Source organism: Chryseobacterium potabilaquae (assembly GCF_902728265.1).
In the GTDB taxonomy this organism is placed as follows: Bacteria; Bacteroidota; Bacteroidia; order Flavobacteriales; family Weeksellaceae; genus Chryseobacterium; species Chryseobacterium potabilaquae.
On record NZ_CACVBR010000036.1, the window covers coordinates 1 to 21226 of the forward strand.

Consider the following 21226-nt stretch of genomic DNA (forward strand, 5'->3'; position numbering starts at 1 on the left):
CTTATATAGAGAATGGGCTCAACTATCATACCTACACATTTAATCTTATACGGAGTAACTCATCAGACGATTCTCCATTAGAAAATCTTGTACTAACACCACTCCCTGATGGAACTTATAAAGAACTGCTTGTTTCTTACAATCTCACCAAGCAAGAAAAACTAACATTACAAGCAAAGGGGTATGTGAACATAAAAAATAAGGTTACTATAACAGAGCTTTCAAAAGGAACCTTTACTCCGATTTCAAAAGGAGCAGGTATGACAACTTGTGGATTTGTAGAAACATATACCATTAGAGGTTGTAGTGATGTTCACAATGGGGTTTCGACACACAATGAAAATAACACTTCTGAATGGGAAAATTGTAAGGCAGATAGAAAACCAGGAGTGCATATGACTATGACATACCGATGTGATTTTATCAGTGATACTAATAATCCTGGTACAGGAGGCGGAGATGGGAGTAGTTCAGGAAACGAAGGAGGGACTTATGTTCCCGGTGGGGGATCCTCAATCCCTTGCAATGGAAATGGAATTGCTACAGGACCTTTTGATCCTACAGAAGATGTAGGAGATGGAAACTGCACAGGAATTCCAACAACTCCAACCGTAACGTTAAGTACATTTTTTTTATATGTAAAAAGCCTGCCTTCGGATTTAAAGGATATGATTAATGATCCTTCAAATTCAGATTTTTATGAGGAATTAAAAAATTACTATGATGCTAATAGCAGTGAAGATTCAAGAAAATTTATCACTACCGTTTTAAAGTCGAGCCTTCCTAATACTATAACGGCTGCCCAGTTTAAGAAATGGTTTTTGGATGGATATAGTCAAACATTTCAAAAGAATATTTCTTTATTATCTCCTGAAAAGATTCAAGAATATATAAGAATCAATAAAGAAATCGAGGCCTCCCCATATGACGAGGAGTATATAAAAGAAACGAATGAAGCGTTTGTCGCTTTTACATCGTATGCGGATATTAATACAATGACGGATGCACAAATTGAGTATGTACTCAATAATAATTGCTGTGCAGGCTTGCTCATACAAAATTTTGTCCATGAAAAAGTAAGGCTGATATCTGCAAACTATTTACATTTGCGGAAATATTATCCATCGTGGAGTAAAGGAAAATGTTTTTGGGAGGCTTCCAGAGAAACATTTCAGCTTTTATTGGATGTCATAGGTGTGGTCCCTGTTGTAGGAGAGGTTGCCGATCTTACGAATGGATTAATCTATACAATTAACGGAGATGGTCTTAATGCTAGTTTAAGTTTTGCATCGGCAGTACCTGTTGCAGGATGGGGAGCAGTAGGAGCAAAGTTTGCTATCAAAACAGTTGCTATTGCAGGAGGGGGCAAAGTTGCTCTGGGAATGATAAAGGGCACAAGCGGACTTATTACATTCGGAAAAGCCTCTAAATTACGGACTGTTATGAAATTGACAGATGCAAGTAAACATGCTCACCATATTATTCCAAGAGCATTATTCAAGCATAAAATAATACAAGAGGCAGCTAAATCTAAAAAGGCATTTCATATTGATGAAGCATTAAATGGAATAGCAATAGATAAATGGAGAAATACGAATCACCCAAAATATAATGACAAAATTGAATTCAAATTGACCAATTATATGGAAGAAAACCCAACTGCTAATCCTGATGAATGTTATGAGTTTTTAATGAATTTAATTAATGATATAAAAATAGTTGTTAACAATAACCCAACTCTTAAATTACAGGACTTACCTTTATAACTATGAAATACTATTTAATAAGACCTAGCTTACAAAAAAAGGATTTTGGTAAATCATATCCCCAAGCTCAAGACGCAATAGATAATGATCGAGACCACTCCAATCATATAGAAAAGAATTTTGGAAAAAAAATAGATTTTGACCCTCTAGCGTGTTATCCTATCATAAATAAAAAAGGGCGCTTAACTGATTTCATTGGTTCTGTAGTCAACTTTGGCAATTTGCAGATAAGCTCAAAATTAAAATCCATTATTGAAAAATATACGAGTGAAGGGATACAGTATTTCAGAAATACAGTACTGCATAATGATCTGGAATACTCTAATTACTGGCTTTTGCATCCTTATCAGTTTGATCAGGAATACATTGATTTTGGAAAAAGTGAAGTTATTCACCAACAAAAAAAGAAGGAAGGAGGAACAGTTCCTGTATCTGTTATGGTTTCATCGATGGAAGATTTTACATATTTAAGTGAAAAGGCTAGAGAAAAAAATGAAATGATGAATATTGAAAAGCTTTCTTTAAAAGAAAACATCATCATCAAAGACTTCTTTGTCCTTAGACATGTTTCTGGCGGTATGTTCTATGTTTCGGAGAAACTAAAAAAAGAAATTGAAGAAGCAGGATGTACAGGGTTGGAATTTAAACCCAGTTATTTATCATATAATGAATGGATGGCCCCAAATGGAGAGAGGGACAAAATATATGGTAAAGTATAAAGGAACACTAATATTTTCTCAATATGAAATATTATTTAATAACTGAAAGTCAGCGAAAAAAAGATTTTGGGGAATCTTTCCCCCAAAGTCAAAAAGCAATACATTATGATCGAGATAGCCCGAATCATATAGAAAATAATTTTGGAATAAAAATAGAGTTTAAACCTATCATCTCTTGCCCTATCGTAAATAAAAAAGCAAGAATAACAGATTTAATAGGTTCTGTAAGTAATTTAGGAAATTTACAGATAAGTACAAAGCTAAAATCTGTTATTGAGAAATACACAGGGAAGGGCATACAGTATTTCAGAAATACAGTACTGCATAATGAACAAGAATATACAGACTATTGGCTATTACACCCTTATCAGTTTGATCACGAATACATTGATTTTCAAAATTCGATGATAAAATATAAAAAAAAGGCTGACGATTATAAAACATCACGTAAAACTAATATTGTCTTTCTGAGTCTAAATACTCTACAAGAGTTCGAAGGATATAAAGAGAAAGCAAGAAAAAAATTAGAAACAATTACTATCGAAAAGCTCTTTTTAAAAGAAAATGTAATAAAAAAAGATTTCTTTGCTCTTAGATATGTTTTTGGAGGGATGTTCTATGTCTCGGAAAAGTTAAAAAAAGAAATTGAAAATCAAGGATGTACAGGATTAGAGTTTCAGCCCAGTTATTTATCATATTATGAGTGGCGTACAGAAAGAGAAAAAGTATATGGAAAGATATAAATCAAAATTTATCTCCCAAATCAATTAATTTAAAGCTTCCTATCAAAGGAAGCTTTTTTATCATAATTGTTAACTAGTAGAGGAAAATTATTTTTCTAAGTTTTATACCTTTGTCAATCATTTCCCAATACAATATATATATGAAGCTACCCACGGAGTTAGATGATGAATATATCAATACTGTCCTTTCTAATCTTTCATTAAAAGATATTCCTGATGAGCAGTGGAAGCTGATTGAAGGTTTTGATAACTATGCAATTTCCAGTTATGGTCGGGTAAAAAGTCGCGAACGTCTGGTTCCTCTACCTAATGGAGGAGAGCACAAGATATTAGCTAAAATTATGAAACCACCAGTTTTTAGATATTATAACAGGCATCTAAAGGCTCACTTTTATAATGTAAGATGTAATCTCTCTATTGAGGGTAAAGTATATGGGAAATCAACTGCTCGTTTGGTTTATTATCATTTTGTTGAAAAATTTGATGTGGAGGATCTTTCATTTCGTATATCATTTAAAGATGAAAATCGGTTTAATGTACATTTCAGCAATCTTGAAAAAGTAACCACCATTGAGCTTCGTAATAATGTACTGAATAAGGGTAGAGGAAAAAAAGGAAATTATCAGCAGGCAGTTCATCAATATAACGTTAATGGTGATTTTGTAGCTAGTTATGAAAATATTTATTCTGCAAGCAAAACTTTAAAAATTAACCATACTCATATATTAGCTGTTATCAACAAAAAAAGAATTACCGCCGGAACATTCCGATGGTTTACAAAAGATTATATACCAACTGAAGAAGATTTTATACCAGAGAAAAAAAATAAATCAGGAAAAATATTTAATACGAGTCTTTGGAAAAGGCTGGGAGAACCAATCATTGATCAAAACAATCCTCCTGCCTGCATGAATCTATCGCTAAAAGATCTTCCCGGTGAAATATGGGAATCGATTCCTAATCTTAAAGGTTATTTTGCTATTTCCAATAAAGGAAGAATAAAGCGGTTGAATTCTTGGAGTGAGAAAAAAAATAAAACTTTTTTGAAAGAGCGTATCATTTCTCTTTTTCTAGCCACCTATTCTGATACGAACTACTATCTATATACTAATTTAAATCACAAAGGAGAACGGACGCAAATAAGGCTGAACAAATATCTTTATTATTGTTTTGTCAAGAAATTTGATCTGAATAATCATTCACTGGTTGTAATTAACAAAAATGACCCCTTATGGAATATTGATATTTCAAAACTAGAACTACGTTCCTCCGCTTATCATCTAAATAAAATTAAAGTAATTTAACTAAAAATATAAACTTAAAAAATGAATTCTTTTGAATTAAAACTCCAACTTTTTTACTAGCTGAAGAACCCACTGCCATAAATCAAGAATATATTTCTAATGAGGTATAGTTTCAAAAATGGCATTTTTGAAAAGAATTTAAACAGTCATTCAGTAGAAACCGTATTGGGCAAAAGAGAAATTTATAAACTATTATGGAAATTTTAGATAATAATTTAATATGCATTTTAACAACTATTTCATTTATAACAGGAATTTCATGCCTATGGTTAGCCTATGGTAAATACATTATTTACAAAGATGGAATCATGACTGGAGACTCGGATGAATCATTACAATATTTTCAATCAATAGTGTTATTTATTGGCGGACTAATTTTGTTAGGTGTTTTCATTTATAACATTTTTGTCCTAGATCCTTTAATTTAGATTCTGAATTATTTGACTATTATCTGGATTAGTACCATTAGAAAGCTTCTTGGTCCAGTGACCACATAGAAGTTCAAAATGTCCAACTTTTAATCGAAAAAACGTACTATTTTCAATATTTTCAGAAAATTCTTTTTTGATGTAATTGTAGAAAAAGACAACTTTCAGAAATACGACATTGGAGGTGATTTTGGAAACTTAAAGGTTTCTTGGGATGAAAACTTTGGTCTAGATAAAATTATTGAGGAGTTCTGCCATGTATTCAAAATTTTGTAATCTTTAAATTATAAATTATGGAAGATCGAAGATTTGAAAAAATATTAAAATTTTAACCTGTTTCTGTTAAATAGAACAATATCGTAACTATCTTAATTAGGCGAATACATTAAATTTAGGATCAAAGCGTTTAAAAAAACATTAAATTTGCAAACTAAATTATCATTAAATAATGAAATCAGAAAAGCCTAAAGATATATCAAGACAATATAAACAGTCTACTGTTAGGAGACTTGATACTCTTTCAGGTAATGAATGCGCTGAACCTAATTGTACTAGAAAATTAGTTTCTGTAGATGGGAGCAGTATTATTAGTAAAATTTGTCACATTGAGGCAGCAAGTGAAAACGGACCTCGATACAATGCTTCAATGACTCAGGATGAGCGTCGAGGATTTGATAATTTAATTTTATTATGTGATGAACATCACACCATAATAGATAACAGTGAGAATGTTAAAAATTATCCTGTCGACTTATTAAAATTTTGGAAAGCTAGTCATGAAAAAAAGATAATGGAATTAATAACAAGTAAAAATTTGTTATCAAAATATCCATTAGCTCTTAACAAAGTTATAAATTCAATAGGAAGTAATATCGGTGAAATTCTTTCTTTGCAGGATACAGAAAATGCCCCTAACGCAGAGAATAAAATCTTACATAATAATGTTATTAGGTATGATCAAACCATACGTGAATTTGCATTATATCAAGGTAAGCTTAATAAAATATATGAAGAGATAGAGAAGCAGGGATCAACAAAAAAAGAATTAGTCCTATATAATATAAAAAGTACGTATCTTGAAATAAAAAAAGATTACCCAACTTTAGATGATATTAGAAAAAATGCCGATATTATCTTTGATAAAGTTATAGAAGATATCTGGGAAAAAATTCATAATGCTCCGAATAAGCTTGATGAATTTGATCAGGAAACGATTGACTTTAGTCTAATGATTGTTATCATTGATGCATTCATGAGATGTAACATATTAGAAGAACCTCCAAAAATTTCTTAAACATGATAATAGATAAAAATATTAACCCAGAAAGAGATTTATATTATTTAGGAGGAAAACTAATTGAGGTTCTCTCGAAGAAGAAAAGCAGTGAAATTGATTATCTGGAATTATATGGTCTCTTTAATAAAAAAGAAAATGTTTCTATCAATTTATATTCACTGACTTTAGACTGGTTGTTTGTATCAGGTGCTATAACAAAAGGACAAAACGGGAAAATAAAAAAATGTTTTTAAAAGAACTTACAATAGAAAACAAATTTGGTAAAATTCGCACAATCGAGTTTAAAAAAGGATTAAACTTAATTGTTGATGAAACAACCGAAAAAGATAGAAAAAGTACAGGTAATAACGTAGGTAAAACAACGGTATTGAGACTTGTAGATTTTTGTCTGGGTTCTGATGGTAAAAATATTTATCAAGATAGCGAATTCAAAGATCAGGAAAACGTTGTTATAAAAGACTTCTTAACTAATACAGAGGTTATAATAACGTTAAGAATTGACAATGATTTTGACTTTCCTTCTGAAAGGATCATCGTAAAGAAAAACTTTTTAAAGCATAGTAAAAAGCTACAAGAGTTAAACGGTGAAAATATTAAAGATAACAAGGAATTTGATCTACTACTAAAGAAACTAATTTTTAAAACTGATGTTGAGAAGCCAACTTTCAAACAAATTATTTCGAAAAATATAAGAGACGAAAAAAATAAACTTACGAATATTGTTAAAGTTTTAAATCCATTTACAAAAATGGAAGAGTATGAGGCTCTTTTTCTTTTTTGGTTAGGTATAAATACAAATACACATAATCAAAAAGAACTATTAGGTAAAGAAAAAACCAGAGAGGAAAATTACCAAAAGAGGTTAAAGAAAGAAGGTGAGCTTTCACTAATCGATCAACAAATCGAACTGGTAAATTCCAAAATAAAAGAATTTCAAGATTTAAAAGCCAAGTTTAATTTTAATGAAAAATTTGAGCAGCAGATTAATGAACTAAATGAGGTGAAATTATCTCTTTCAAAACTTTCAACCGAATTTAGCAGGCTCAACATGAAAAAAGAGTTGATTGTTGAAAGTAAAGAAGATTTAGAAAAGGAAAAGACCAATATTGATGTAAGTCAAATAAAATTATTATATAATAAAGCATCTAAACTTATTCCTTCATTACAAGTTTCTTTTGAAGAAACTGTCCAATTTCATAATGCTTTGATCGATGAAAAAGTAAAATTTATCGAAAAAGAATATCCTAGTATTTTAGAAAAACTAAAAGATATAACAAAGCAAATTGATACATTAAGAAAAAGTGAAAGAGAACTTTCTGAATTTATAAGTGCATCTGAATACAACGACAGCTATGATTCAATCTTAAAAGAACTTAATTCATTGTTTGAACTAAAAGGTTCTCTCGAACAACGTAAAAAATATTGGATAACTTCTACTGGCAATTTGAAGAGAATCACTGATGAATTAGATCCTATAAATACGGAAATTAACTCGAAAGATAATATTATTCAAAAAAGAATAACATTATTCAACAAATACTTCACCAAGATTTCGAACAAACTTTATGGAGAAGAGTATTTACTAAGTACTCAAAAAAATGATAAAGGCTACGATCTTATTGTAACTAACATTGAAGGAAATCCAAGTACTGGTAAAAAGAAAGGACAAATAGCAGCATTTGACTTTTCATACATTGAATTTGCCGAAGAAATTGAAATCAATTTCGTAAACTTTATAATGCACGATCAATTAGAAAATATGCACGATAATCAACTTAGTACTATTTTAATAGAGTTAGCTAATACCATTAACTGTCAGTTTATACTTCCTATTGTAAGTGATAAAATTCCACAAGATTTGCAAATTGATCAATATATAATTTTAAAGCTTTCTGAGAATGATAAGCTTTTCAAGATATAATCAAGACTCTTTCATGGTTTCGTCGAGAATTTTTACTTTAAAAACATAAATATTATCAAATAATAATTAATATCAATCCAAATAATCTCAAAAAACGATCCATTTACGAAGAATGTGGATCAACTTAACATAATGCAAGTTATTGCCTAGGGATGCAAATGTAATTTGCTCTGATTTTCAGTCATTTAATTGAATTATGGATTTCATAATTGAGAAAATGATAAAGTAACAACATATTATTTTCTAATTTTATAAAAATTTATTACTTTTTGCTTTATCTCATTTTTATAAAATCCGCAAACATTTCGGTAATTTTGCTTAGGTTGGTAATTAGTTATTATCTTTGCTTGATAAATAAATTGAAGAATTAGATAAAAAGTAATATTAATGGATAAAAAAGATCCCTAATTTTGAGAAACGTTTTGTTATTTTCTAATTTTGCAAGGATAAAGCTGTCATATCAATGGGCTAAAAGAAAAGTAGCAATAAAAGAACCGATTTTATATCAAATTATGGAGTCTTCGCAAGAAAATAATTTCTTTCTTTAGTGTATACTTTACACGAATGGCAATAAAAAAACTATAGTCTTCTGTTTGAAGACCTAAAAACAAACTATTTACCAAAGAATTAATTAGATTCATTATCATACTCATCTTTTAAAAAAGTAAATTTGATTATTGCTCATTAAAACTAATTTAGAAACTATACTTCATTAGAAATATATTCTTGATTAATAATTACTTTGTATTTTCTGGCTTTTACGAAAGTTATTCCCTCAATATATAATTCACATGATGATTCAGGATTTAAAACATCATCTCTATTTTGATAAAATTCATTTTTAATCTTATAAGATAAAAAAAAAGCACTTTTCGAAACTATCTTAATATTACTAATCTTAACGGGAGCTATTGATTTATTATAAACTTCTACTACTATTTTAGTATACATCGAATATTGATTGGTGACATTATTCAATTTCAAATTGTGCTGCGGAGAGATGTAAATATCAAGCATTAAATAAATATATAAAAATTTTTAATAAGACTCTTTCTACGAAGAACTTTATATTAAAAGTTTTTTTTAAGATTTACTCTGGATACTTTTTCGGATTTTGCGATGTGTGAAAAATAGCTTTAATAAGTATGAGTTTATTTACTTCATCTAATGTATAAAAAATAATGTAGGGATATTTCTTTAAAGATTTTATTCTATAATTTTGATGAAAAATTTGAAAGAATAGTGTTTTTTGAATGTCTAGTAATGTACTTTTTAAATCATTAGCGAAACCTTTTGCCACTCTATTTGAAACATGGTCAACATAATACAGAAAAGCCTTTTCAAGATCTTCCGCAGCTTCAGGGGTAATTACTACCTTATAGGCCATGCTTTCTTTCTACGTTCTGAATCATTTCAAAAGCATCAATATAATTTTTTAATGGAACTTTTTCCTGTCTTTTCAGATATTCTTTATGCTCATCAGTTAGTACAAATCCATCTTTCGCCTCTTTTTCCATTAGACCTTCAAAATATCCCATTACTCTATCTAGCACTCCTTGTGGTGCTGTTTTTAACTTTTCAATAAGAGTTTCTAATTTTATGTGCTGATCCATAGATACAAAGATACTAAATTTTGCTTTTTCAAATCAATTAAAGAATTACTAATGTGAAAAAACAGAATTTTTTTAAAGTTATTGGTTACTATTAAAATGGATTAATATTTACAATATAGATACCTAAAGAATTTAAACGACCAATTTACAGCAAATAACTTTAAAAAAATTCTGTTTTTATTTAATCCTGAACTCATCTGCTTCTTTTATACCCCTCCTCATTACTCCTTTCCTTTTGATATACAGACTGTATTACTAAATTTTCTTTTTCTGCAACTAATCTATTCCTCAAATAATCATTAAGATCATTATTCTCACCCTTAGAAAGATTATAAAAAGGCCGAATATCTTTAATGTTGTTTTTCATTAAATCATTTAAAATTTTTTCTGTCGCATAGTCTCCTGCTTCATCTCCATCCAGACAGAGAAATATTTGCCGTGGAAAATTTTGAAATTCATTAATGAATTTGTCAACATTTGTTACAGAGTTAAGACAAACTAAGGTTCTATTATTACCTTGATCATTATTTTTTTGAAGCTGAATGAATGAAAGCATATCCGTCATTCCTTCAAATACAATTACTTCATCTTCTCTTCTTCCTTTGATCACTGAAATATCACTTTTTCCAATCTTAGTTTTTGCTAAGGAATTACGTACTTCATGACCTCCTGATATATTCTCTATAGCAATACCGAAATATCTTTTTCCCCCTATTATATAATGGAGCTGCTGTGTATATTGCTGTAAAGTATCTTTTGAAATTCCTCTTTTCTCAAAATAAGAAATAAGTTTATCATTATTAGGAATTGTAGAATGAATAACTTTAGCCTGATTTTTGGGTTCAGAGCTACCAGAGAGTTTTAATTCAGGTTTCAAAATATTATTATCCTCAATATGGACTGAGAAATCTTTCAAAAACTCTAAAGCTTCTCTCCATGATTTATTTTCAATATTCATAACGGCTTTAATAACTCCACCACCTTCGCTATTTTTAAAATCGTAATAGCCGGAATTCGTTACTGAGTATTTATGATCCGGAGTTCTAAAGTAAAAATCATGTCCAGTTTTCCGATCAAATTTAACCCTTCCTTGATTTTCAAGGTAAATGAAATAATCCATAACGGAAACCCTATTTTCAATTTGATTTTTTAAGAGTTTCAAAAAATCTTCACTTTCGCCTCTCCGCCTATTCATTTTTTCTCTGCTTTACAAACGTATTGAAATCAAAAATCTCTTTAGCTTCTCTATCCCATTTCGCTCTTGGGATGATCTGAAGAGTTACAAATATATCTTGTGTCTTATTATAAGAGTCAATCCTTTCTATTCTTCCCGAATAGTCTTTATCTATATGTTTATAAAGCGAATAAGGTAAAATAGTATCTGTAGGATACACATAATATCGAGTAAAATTCTCCGAAGAATTAATTTCAAAACGCTTGTATCTTTTACCAAATAAAACAGTATCTGCTATATTTTTTCGATAACCGTAATTTGGAACCCAATTTTTAGTAAAAATAGCTCCTCACTTCTTTTCATAGACTGATTGTGATTTTTGAAGTTTTTTAAGCTCGGAAATAATCATTTTATTTGAATTTTCATTCCCTAGATTATAATACATCGAATCCTGAATAAAATTAATAGAACTTGTCACACCAGGAAGAATATGATCCGGAACCAGCTCAACAATGGAATTACCAGAATAATTAATCCTAGATACATGAAAATTTTGCATTTTCTCCAAATTCTTTGAAGCATTGAAATATACATTAGAAATAATGTCTATGCCCCCTTTTTCAGATCTTATTTCTTTTCTACAGGAAATAACTACAAAAAGAAAAATAATACTTGAAATTATAAAAGTGTTTTTCATATTAACATAGATTTATAAAAAAAATGGCAAGCTTATAAATTACAGCTTACCACCATATATAAAATGTGATAAACATTAAGTGTTATATACTCCTTGAAATATTATGTTCTTTTATATTACTCTTTTGATGTTTATTATCAACATCTAAACCCAACAAAGGTTTGTTAGTGTTAATCCTATTCATATCCTGGTCATAAAGATTTATATTTTTATATTGAGGATTCAAAACAGCCTTACCTTCTACTACCCTATCTTTCAACTCAAATTTCACATTGACTATATTTCCTTTTTCCAATGATTTTATAGCATTTTCCTTGTGTTCAGGCTTATCAAAAACTAAATGAGCTCTCTCAACAATTTGCCGAGTATAAATTCCATAATTTTTATAAAAATTCTGAAATTGATAATTATCTTTTTCTGTTTTAGGCTCAACAAAATTTAGCTTTGTAAAAACAGGCTCATTCTCTCCGCTTTTAGGATTGAGTAATTCTATTTTTACGGATCTCCCCTCTAATAAATTGATGGCTTCTTTAACGGTATAGCTATCTTCTTTATGAACTGGAAAATGATGAGAAATTCTACTCCCTTTTTCATTAATAAGTTCTCCATGATAAGAGTTTATAAAAACTTTTCCTTGATCAGACTTACGAAATTCCAAGGTAATATTAACAGTATTCTCCAATAAAGTTTTGTCTGACAAAGCATTGATGTGAAACTGTTTTTCGTGAGAATTAATTCCTATTTCTAGATCTTTATAAAGCTTTTCATTTTCTCCAAAACCAAGATACTTCATTTGATATTTCAGATACTCAAGTTCATCAAATTCTTTATTTTCTAAGGTTGTCTTCATTCTATATGATTTTTAATTGTTATTTTTTTTGATTTTATACAAGGAATCGCCCTATCTTCTAAAGCTTATCGAGTTTTGAAATTCTTCTTGATGCTCATCCTCCTTCCTGTGATGAGTTTTCTGATATATATTTGGATCATTTACTTCCAATTGAGCTCCTCTATGTTCTTCTTCAGTTATTAGCTTTTGGTTGATTGTAAAACTATTTACAATACTAATCTCCTTTGAAACAATATTAAGATCATGAGTAATTTCTTTAACCATATTCGGAAACTGATCTATTTTTTCCAAAAAGAGCTCTTTGAGTCTTAGTAATTCATTTTTGTAACGATTGGTTTCTTCAACGTTATCTTTTTCAATAATCAATTTAGTAAGCTCTGCAGCGTTTTTAATAAAATCATATTCCATTATTTTATTTGTTTCTTTATCCAAAACATACGCTTTCTTTTCCACAGAAAGTTCCTGACTAGAAATAGTTTTGATATCACTATATTCAATAAATTTTGCACTATTTTCTAAAAGCAACGAAAGATCCTTATCTCTTTCGTAAATATTTATATTAAGACGAGAATGTCCATCAACTAATTGAAAAGTAATTCTATCTTTTTCATTATCAGCAATAATTATTGAACCTTTTAGAAACCCCTGAATGTCATGGGCAGAAAGTTTTTTCGTAAAAGAATTATCAGATTCAATAATTCCGAATTTTTTTAAATCATCTATTGGTAAAGTACTCGTTATCATAATAAGTAGAAATTAAATTATTTATCTTTATAAGATCATTAAGAAAATAAGAAGGATTAATATATTTTCCCGTCTTTTTAACTGCAAAATGAAGATGCGGTCCTGTAGAGTTTCCTGAGTTTCCACTCCTACCGATTATAAAACCAGCCTTTACCTGCTCTCCTACTTTATAGTAAATTCGCGATAAATGTAAATATGAGGTTTCAAATGTCCCGGCATGCCCTATTTTAATATAGTTACCTCCTCCTTTTACATCCCATCCAACCTCCTTTACTATGCCATCTAATACAGAATGCACATCCTCATAATGGGCTTTTAAATCAACACCATTGTGCATTTTCTTTATTCTAAAAATGGGATGCATTCGCACACTATAAGGAGATGTTATTTCCAATCGATGCTTAAGTGGCATACATATTTTAGGGTATGATTTTTTCTTTTCGTTTTTTATAAAATCTATTTCTGTATAAGGCTTGGATATTCTTACAGTATTTTTCTGTCTCTCCTCTTTTACATATTGCAAGAGTGAATCTTTAATTTTTTTGAAATTATCAATACCTTTCTCTTTTTTTGTTTCATTATAGTCTATGATTAAAGATTTTAACGTATCTATTTCTTTTTTTAAATCTGCTTTAGTAGCTGTTCCAAATATTTTTTTCCAGATCGTTCTATTGGGAGTTTTTTTTATTTCTGGAAAATTATCGGTATTTATCTCTTGTTTTTTAAACCCTTCTACTTTTTCTTCAATTTTTTTAGCATAAACAAGCGTATTAAACTGCGCTGATAACATCACACTACACAATAAGAGGAAAAATGTATATTTATAATCTTGGTTGAAAACGTTCATAGCATTTATATTTTAATCATTTCCCCAACAATTAACTCCACTTCCTTATTAATTCTTCTGAAATTAGTCATCAGAACTTCACTCTTTCTATTATTTCCTTTTTTGTCTATGAAAGAATAATATTTAGGTATTTTGAAATAGTTTTTCTCTTCTTCTTTTATTTCGGAGAGACTTAGATTGATCTTCCCACTTATGGCTGAAGTTTTATATTCTTCAGTGTCATTTTCCTCTCCTTGAGCCACCATTCCCACCATTTCTCCAGTTCTTAATGCTGCTATTTTTCCTGCAGGAATCATATAATCCATTTTTTCATTAATACTGACCGTTGTTCCTTGTTGAGATATAGATTGGGAATATGTTTTTTGTTTGATTTTTCCAAACATTTTTTCCAACCAATCCAATGTATTTTTATCCCTTGCTGAGCCTGATAATACATTTCCGACTATAGAAGAAATGGTATCTGCAATTTCTTTTTTATAAAATTGCCGAAGTTGGGGAAGTTCCTGTAATCCCAGTAAAACAGCAACTTTATTACTTCTTGCAGTAGCTACTATATTATCGATTTTATGAATATAAATCGTTGGAAATTCATCCGCAATAATACCTCCCGGTAAATTATGTTTTGTGTTAATTAACCTTAAAATTCCGTTAAGTATTGAAGAATACAATGCAGAATTAATATCTTGTGTTCTTGGATCTGAAGCAAGGATAATGATAGATGGGTTTTCTTTGTCAGTAATTTTCAGTTCCACTTCATCTCCTGAAAACACCCAAAAACTTTCTTTTGTTGCTAACCTAGAAAGTAATATTTTTAATGTCCCAATCTGACCTTCTAATTGATCGAATGCTTTATTATCATAAGCCGTTTTAAAAGGAGATAATAAAGATTCTAATTCCTCATGCATAAATAAGGTATCAAAAATTTCTTTGTAACTTCTATTCATAAAAGACAGAATATGGGGTAAATCTGAATATTTTCCATTTTCATACGTAGCAAAAAAATAAATGCATGAAGAAAGGAAGTTAATTGCTGATTGCGTAAAAAATTGCTCAGATCCTCCTCCGGCACCTGCACCTCCTTTTTGAAGCGAAGAGACCATAGATTCTGCCATTTCCTGCGCCTCTGCAAGTGTCTGAATGTATTCTTTTTTAAAAGGATTAATCCGCTTTGACTTTTCTACCTCATTTAAATTAATTACATGAAAATCATGCTTATAATTAGCATCTCTACTTTTTTTCAAAAGATAATAGTAGTAGGCAATTTGCGCAAGGTCAGGGTATTTAAAATCGTAAATACAGAGACAAAAGCCTTTGGTTGTCAATTGCCGTATAGCAGGATTAATAATCCCAAATGATTTCCCCGAACCTGGTACTCCGATAACCATAGTTCCTCTAAATGGATTTAGATTGATCCATCCATTATTCATTTTCTTATTATATCTGAAGATATAGGGAATATTTATACTAGTATTAGTTTCTACCAGCTCTTGATTTTGATCAAAGCTCTCTTCTTCCACATTCCATCTGTCTTTCCCCATTTTTTGTTTCATATACTTGGAAATGTTATCCGCTCCTACTTGTGTTATAACAGCTCCAACTAAAGATAAAATTCCATAAATTATTTTATACAAGCTTATTCCATGAACAATTTCAAATAAATTATTATCTATAGCAGGAATTAAAATAAGAACTCCAAACATCATTCCCACACCTAAAATAATAGGAAAAATGATCTCTTTTACTATATTCAAATCCCTTTTTTTCTTGGCCTTCGTTCCTGTTGCTACAAGGGCAATAAGTAGAAGTGTTGCCAACTTTGCATGTATGGGAGGATAAAAGAATCCCATTTTAGCAAAATTGTCTAATAATTTGGAAAGTACAGGAATTTTTGCATGCAGAAAAAATAATATCGCACAATCCATTACCACGATGAAATACACCATCTTTTGGAAAAAACCATAAATTTTGATTTGATGTTGCTGTTCTTGCATTTTTGTAATAATTAGACTTAATTGATTAGAATGTATCTGCTTGTAAAATATCAGAATATTTGATTTTCATTTCTACAGTCCTACCAGATATAGGCTCTTCTGTAAGTTTCATGACCATGACTTTACTATTCGGATAAGTAAATTTCTTGAAGACATAGATATTGTGAAATTTCTTTTTGAATTGATTTTGATGATATAATTGATAAACAGGCTTTAATTCAATACTTTGATTATTAGTAGCCTTATAAATCTTTTTATCTTCAATGGAGAACTTTAATCCATCAGCATTATAGGCTAGATTAGATTTATTCTTAAATGTAATATCTAAGAAAATATAATCACTAATTACATATATATTATTCAGCTGAACAGAAAGCTTGAAATCATTCATCTCTCGTAAGGGATTTTTCAAGGTCTTTTTTTTAAGAATATCCATTGAAAAATTGTAAAGCTCCTTGCTAGAAAATGTCATCTTAGAATATTCTAAAGGTTGCATATCTTCAGGCTGAATCTGTATATTAGTAATAATACTATGAGTATCTTCATTATTATAGTTAATTTTATACTGAACCATGAAAGATTGTCCTACAACAGTAATGATTCCTAATTGAGCTTTATTAATCGTAATAGAAGAATTATCTTCATTATTTTTATTTACAGCAGTAATTTTTACTCGGGCAATATTTTCAGCTGGCAAATCACCTGTAAGGTTCTCTGTGGATAAATCAACAAATTGAATAGGCTCCGGAGAAATAATATGAAGACTTACTCCATCTACTATATTGAGCTGTGGAAGGTCCATCATACTTCTTACTGGAGTTTCTGCTTGTGCATATATATAAGTTGTTCCCAAAAAAGCTATTGCAGTGATAAGTGTTTTCATATTATTAAGGATTTTCATTTTTTTTAAGCTCCTGATCATTGATTAAATAGATGTATGAGTTATATTTTAGTTTTGCTTTATTTTTTCTAATGAGATTAGAAATAGTCTGGGATGCAGAACTGAAAACATTGGAAAAAATACTTGTAAAAAAGCTTTTTGAATCCATTTCCATCGGTGTTCCTTGAATAGAGTTGTTTCCCAGCTGTCTAAGCATCTCCCTAAATTCACTTTGTGGAACATACATTCCTTGCATCCCGTCTATGTCATATACGGATAGATTAATGGGTAATATTTCTCCATTATTAAGTATGGAAACCACGTTTAGATTCACTCTTTGTAATGTAAAACCTGATATTTGTCCATAGAGAAGAGTTCCTTTAGAAATTCTATTTTTTCCTACAAAAATATCTTCAAGAAGACGAAACCGAATTCTGCTCCCCAAGTACCCATTACTATTTTCATCAATAACAGCCTTCACAAAATTGTTATCCTTTTCTTTGGATACTGTATTAAAATTATTATTTAAACCTGATTTACTTACTTTGAGAGTTGTATTTAAGAAAGCTCCTAAACGTTCTTTATTTTTTTTGAGCCTATCTTCAGCTGCGTGTTTCGCTAAATACTTAGGATCCCTAGCTTTTTCTAAAGAATCCATCATAAGCATTTGTTTACGAAGAGTTTTTACAGGATCGTCCACTTCATCTTTCAAATAATCCGTATTTACATTCTTAGCTTTAGATAAATTTCTTGAATTCGGAGAAAACTTCTCAGAATTCTCACCATTTAACATTTTTATAAGTTCCGCAGAACGTTGATAGTCTTTTTCATCATTATCATTTGCAATGTTTGTTGCCTTATAGTAAGACCTATTGGTACTATTTCCTGGACTCGTATATTGTTCTTTTCTTACCGCTGTTAAAGAATCGATATAGCGTTTTTCCCTATAGTTAAGATTATCAGAATAAAAATTGAGACTATCATTTTCCTTCTCCAAACCATCCAACATTGTTCTGTCAGTTTTTTTGGCAAAAAATGTATCATAAGCATCATTTTTAGATAAAATAGAATCTTGTGTTTCTCCTAAAGAAATTGAGAGTTCTTCTTTTAATGTATTCTCTTTGGATTCAGAACCCAAAAACTGAGTTGCCTGATATCCAAAAAACATGACAAAAGGAAACGCGATCAGAGGAAAAATATATTTAGGTTGCTTAAAATTGAGTTTTTTAATATCCACTTTTTAATTGATTAAATTGATTATACAAATAGTCAATTCTTAGACTGTCTGCTTTTGTTAGACTCGTACTATCTCTTTTCTCCTTATATTTTTTTAGTTCTTCTACAATCTTTCCCATTTCAATTTCATTAGATTTTACTTTTTGCTTAGCAGAGGGGGCTGAATAGATTGGAGATACAGCAATTGAATAATTAAATTTTGTTGGAAAATAGAAGAATTGAATAATGGAAAATACAAATGAGAAAAACAGGAATATCATTACATACTTATATACTTGTTTGGGATGTGCATAAATCCAATTCTTAATGGTTTCATATTTTTTTCTCATGCTTAAAAAGAACTATATTTTGATTCACTTGAAATTTCAGAATTATCTATTATCCTCCAATTTTTTAATAATACTCCATGAGGATTATGAGGACTACGAATGATATCTTCAAAATAACCTTCAGTAATCAATTTTCGAATTAATACGGACGATTTTCTGTTAATTATTTCTTTTCCAAAGTAGACAAACTTCTTTCGTTCTAAATCTATTTTTATAGAATCCGATTGTGTGGTAACCATTGAATTGGAAGAAATAAGCTGATTATAAAATCCTTTTTCTCTTAAGTTAGCATATTCTTTCTTACCGCTATCATCAATCAAATAGAGCGACTTTTCTACATTTTCCTTGATGTACTTGTCATCAGGAGCAAGGGTGAAGAAAAGTCTATGATATAATTCTACTTGGGATTTGTATTCAACAGGGCGATTGAGCAATTCATCTGTTTGCTTTACAAGCACTGGAACTCCATTGTCAATAATATAAAGAGACTTTCTAGAATCTTGGACCAACTTATAAGCAAAATAAAATCCTACTATGACTATAAAAATCGCAAATAGAATAGAGGCTATTGAAATGGCTTTGTTTACTTTTATCTTTTGTTCAATATTTTTTACCAACATATTATTTATTTTTGTTATTCATCCCTATTTTAGACCAGCATTTTTGATAACTGTTGGCAGCCCTCGCGTTTTAATAGCAATAGCTGTTTTTCCAGTAGCTGTGGCTGCACCTGCTATTTTTCCTCCCGCATTCTTCATTTTGCTCATTACTCCTGATCCTCCAGCAGAAACGATAGCATCAGCAACATTAGGGGTGATCAAAACTCCAATTCCAGTAACGACATAGGCTACACAAGGAAATAATACGGTATGAATCATTCCATTCGCTCCAATATAAGCTGCCAACATATCATAATCCGTTACAGTCCCATTTTTAATTAAGAGATCATAACGATCTATTTCCATTTGATAACCTGCTAGAATAAGCTGTTGACCTATATTAATAATGGTATAGGCGATGAAAGTATATAGATTAATGTTGATGAATTTTGATATCCAATTGGTCAATGCACTCTCAAATCCCGGAACAATTGCCATCCCCACAGCGATAGGCCCTAATGAAATAAGAACATAGCTCCAAATTTTTTGAATAAAGAAAATAAAGTAAGTACATACTCGAAGGGTAGCTAATGCAATAGCTTCTAGAAGTTCAGCCACTAATTTTTGTAATTCAAAATTCATTCTAATATTCCATTCTTTAATCGGAGCTAAAAGCTTATCCATACTTTCCGAAAAATCAAACCAACTATCATCCGCTTTTTCTCCCATTTTATCAATAGCTTCCTGCTTTGCATCCTCTCCTGCCTTTTTCTTGATAAGGGCATCTAATAATTGAGAGTGCTTTTCAAATCGTTTAATTCTGACATGATTAACTTCCCTTTCAATTTCTCCAAAAATCACCTGAGAAGGCTCTGCTAACTTTTGGAAAGGATATTGTATAAGGCTTGTGAACCCCGTCCAATAGATAAGTATAAACCCAATAAAAACAGGTCTCAACATCGGGGTAATTTCCCATTCTCTATCACCAGATTGCATCTGCCATCCCATATATCCCAAATAACATAATGCACCAAATCCACCGATTGATCGGCCAAGCATACTGGCAGCTACAGCATTATCGCTCACTTGTGTATCTAATTTTGTAAAGACTTCCATGAACCACTTCTCAAATGCTCCATCTCCTTTCAAAAATTGCAAGAATTGCTCATACCCCGTATGAGTTTGCCCAAACATACACACCGGAAACAACATAGCTACTATGCAAATTGTCAGAGTGAAATATTTCATTCTCATAATTAAAATTTGTATTTATATTGCTGCATAATATCTTCTACTATTTCTTTATCCGTTCTTACCATAACAACCTCTTTACTTTTATTTTGGAATTTGTCTAATAATTTTTTGTAGTTCAATAGTATACTGGTTTCATTATTAAAGCTTTTCAATTCATACATCCACTTTCTCCATCCCAGTAATGTTTCATGATACATAAGAAAACGTTTTCCTCTTGGCATATCTACCGATCTTGATATTTTATATTTATCTTTTAGTAAATCAAGCTGCTGTTGAAGCCTCTCAATAACACCTGTGCTTTTTAATGTTTGATAATTCTCATTATTTTTTAAGTTCCATTCTATGTAGGTCTGAGGATGATCTGGGAATTTTTTTAATGGAGAAAGCATTCTTTTATAATAAAGAAGCCAGAGAGGATCTGCATCTACAGTGGCTGACGTCCAATGAGATAAATCTTGCATATTCCTTTTATATAAAGTATCTACTTCCATTTTTATCTTCTCGCCTTCTTTTCTTTGCATTTCAACTTCTGCAAGACGCTGTACTTCAATTCCGTTTGGTTTTAACGGACGAATATCTGCTCCTTCTTTATATGCTCTATTTCTTGCAGGCGAAAGCATACCCCAAACCGTAGAGTAAGCGAAATTAGTTTGAACTCCCAAAACCCATTTACCATACGGACTCCAATCTCCCCATCTTTCAAAAACCATTCTTTTATGCTGAGCAACAATTGCCGGATCATTGAGTCTTTTAACCATTTGAGAAAAATTTTTATTTCCTATAAACAAAAGCATAAAAGTCAAAAGAAATTTATTGTGTAAATTGCTTTTCATA

At 30.2% G+C, this 21226-nt stretch carries 23 protein-coding genes; 7 read left to right on the plus strand and 16 right to left on the minus strand.

The genetic code is table 11. From position 1 onward, the window contains the following. The 7 genes from CHRY9293_RS14845 to CHRY9293_RS14875 all read left to right on the plus strand — a co-directional run. Positions 1–1766, plus strand: a 1766-nt coding sequence (locus tag CHRY9293_RS14845) for an AHH domain-containing protein (RefSeq protein WP_185153224.1), incomplete at its 5' end; no start/stop codon positions are given. Positions 1767–1768: 2 nt separating this feature from the next. Beyond that, entirely contained in the window at positions 1769–2485 is a 717-nt protein-coding gene (locus tag CHRY9293_RS14850) for an imm11 family protein (protein ID WP_162033694.1), read from the plus strand. A gap of 23 nt (positions 2486–2508) precedes the next feature. Beyond that, positions 2509–3228 (plus strand): imm11 family protein, encoded by a 720-nt coding sequence (locus CHRY9293_RS14855; RefSeq protein ID WP_162033695.1) that lies wholly within the window; start codon positions 2509–2511, stop codon positions 3226–3228. A gap of 140 nt (positions 3229–3368) precedes the next feature. Further along, on the plus strand, positions 3369–4532 hold the full coding sequence (locus tag CHRY9293_RS14860; protein ID WP_162033696.1) for an NUMOD4 domain-containing protein: 1164 nt from the start codon (positions 3369–3371) through the stop codon (positions 4530–4532). Between the two features lie 876 nt (positions 4533–5408). Continuing rightward, the gene (locus CHRY9293_RS14865; RefSeq protein ID WP_162033697.1) at positions 5409–6254 is read left to right on the plus strand and encodes an ABC-three component system protein; all 846 of its coding nucleotides are present in this window, start codon (positions 5409–5411) and stop codon (positions 6252–6254) included. Positions 6255–6256: 2 nt separating this feature from the next. Next, complete coding sequence (locus CHRY9293_RS14870) at positions 6257–6490, plus strand: ABC-three component system middle component 6 (protein WP_162033698.1); 234 nt, start codon at positions 6257–6259, stop codon at positions 6488–6490. After that, positions 6481–8178, plus strand: a complete 1698-nt coding sequence (locus CHRY9293_RS14875; protein ID WP_162033699.1) for a DUF2326 domain-containing protein — start codon at positions 6481–6483, stop codon at positions 8176–8178. The genes CHRY9293_RS14870 and CHRY9293_RS14875 overlap by 10 nt, the downstream gene beginning before the upstream one ends. A 702-nt stretch (positions 8179–8880) precedes the next feature. On the opposite strand, the gene CHRY9293_RS14880 is transcribed toward CHRY9293_RS14875, so the two are convergent. From CHRY9293_RS14880 to CHRY9293_RS14950, 16 genes are all read right to left on the minus strand, one after another. Continuing rightward, a complete protein-coding gene (locus CHRY9293_RS14880) occupies positions 8881–9195 on the minus strand; it encodes a hypothetical protein (RefSeq protein WP_162033700.1) in 315 nt (104 codons plus the stop codon). A gap of 73 nt (positions 9196–9268) precedes the next feature. After that, positions 9269–9565 carry a type II toxin-antitoxin system RelE/ParE family toxin gene (locus tag CHRY9293_RS14885; RefSeq protein ID WP_162033701.1) on the minus strand — a complete coding sequence of 99 codons (297 nt, stop codon included), beginning with the start codon at positions 9563–9565 and terminating at the stop codon, positions 9269–9271. Then, entirely contained in the window at positions 9555–9791 is a 237-nt protein-coding gene (locus tag CHRY9293_RS14890) for a hypothetical protein (protein ID WP_162033702.1), read from the minus strand. The genes CHRY9293_RS14885 and CHRY9293_RS14890 overlap by 11 nt, the downstream gene beginning before the upstream one ends. Positions 9792–9984: 193 nt before the next feature. Next, a complete protein-coding gene (locus tag CHRY9293_RS14895; RefSeq protein WP_162033703.1) occupies positions 9985–10986 on the minus strand; it encodes a toprim domain-containing protein in 1002 nt (333 codons plus the stop codon). Further along, the gene (locus CHRY9293_RS18745) at positions 10979–11185 is read right to left on the minus strand and encodes a hypothetical protein (protein ID WP_228455557.1); all 207 of its coding nucleotides are present in this window, start codon (positions 11183–11185) and stop codon (positions 10979–10981) included. Before CHRY9293_RS18745 ends, CHRY9293_RS14895 begins: the two co-directional genes overlap by 8 nt. A gap of 129 nt (positions 11186–11314) precedes the next feature. Beyond that, positions 11315–11662, minus strand: coding sequence for a hypothetical protein (locus CHRY9293_RS18750; RefSeq protein ID WP_228455558.1), 348 nt, complete (start codon positions 11660–11662; stop codon positions 11315–11317). Between the two features lie 82 nt (positions 11663–11744). Further along, positions 11745–12512: a hypothetical protein gene (locus tag CHRY9293_RS14905; RefSeq protein ID WP_162033704.1), complete on the minus strand. Its 768-nt coding sequence runs from the start codon at positions 12510–12512 to the stop codon at positions 11745–11747. A 51-nt stretch (positions 12513–12563) separates the two neighbouring features. Next, complete coding sequence (locus CHRY9293_RS14910) at positions 12564–13256, minus strand: hypothetical protein (RefSeq protein WP_228455559.1); 693 nt, start codon at positions 13254–13256, stop codon at positions 12564–12566. Continuing rightward, positions 13228–14103, minus strand: a complete 876-nt coding sequence (locus CHRY9293_RS14915) for a M23 family metallopeptidase (protein WP_162033705.1) — start codon at positions 14101–14103, stop codon at positions 13228–13230. Before CHRY9293_RS14915 ends, CHRY9293_RS14910 begins: the two co-directional genes overlap by 29 nt. Before the next feature lie 5 nt (positions 14104–14108). After that, positions 14109–16094, minus strand: coding sequence for a type IV secretion system DNA-binding domain-containing protein (locus CHRY9293_RS14920; RefSeq protein ID WP_162033706.1), 1986 nt, complete (start codon positions 16092–16094; stop codon positions 14109–14111). Positions 16095–16119: 25 nt separating this feature from the next. Continuing rightward, positions 16120–16977 carry a conjugative transposon protein TraN gene (gene traN / locus CHRY9293_RS14925; RefSeq protein WP_162033707.1) on the minus strand — a complete coding sequence of 286 codons (858 nt, stop codon included), beginning with the start codon at positions 16975–16977 and terminating at the stop codon, positions 16120–16122. A 4-nt stretch (positions 16978–16981) separates the two neighbouring features. Next, the gene (locus CHRY9293_RS14930) at positions 16982–18211 is read right to left on the minus strand and encodes a conjugative transposon protein TraM (protein ID WP_317173932.1); all 1230 of its coding nucleotides are present in this window, start codon (positions 18209–18211) and stop codon (positions 16982–16984) included. After that, complete coding sequence (locus tag CHRY9293_RS14935; protein ID WP_162033708.1) at positions 18201–18539, minus strand: hypothetical protein; 339 nt, start codon at positions 18537–18539, stop codon at positions 18201–18203. Before CHRY9293_RS14935 ends, CHRY9293_RS14930 begins: the two co-directional genes overlap by 11 nt. 2 nt (positions 18540–18541) lie before the next feature. Next, complete coding sequence (gene traK / locus CHRY9293_RS14940) at positions 18542–19159, minus strand: conjugative transposon protein TraK (RefSeq protein WP_162033709.1); 618 nt, start codon at positions 19157–19159, stop codon at positions 18542–18544. Between the two features lie 24 nt (positions 19160–19183). Further along, on the minus strand, positions 19184–20386 hold the full coding sequence (locus CHRY9293_RS14945) for a hypothetical protein (protein ID WP_228455560.1): 1203 nt from the start codon (positions 20384–20386) through the stop codon (positions 19184–19186). Positions 20387–20394: 8 nt separating this feature from the next. Continuing rightward, on the minus strand, positions 20395–21225 hold the full coding sequence (locus CHRY9293_RS14950) for a hypothetical protein (RefSeq protein ID WP_228455561.1): 831 nt from the start codon (positions 21223–21225) through the stop codon (positions 20395–20397). Position 21226: the final 1 nt, after the last annotated feature.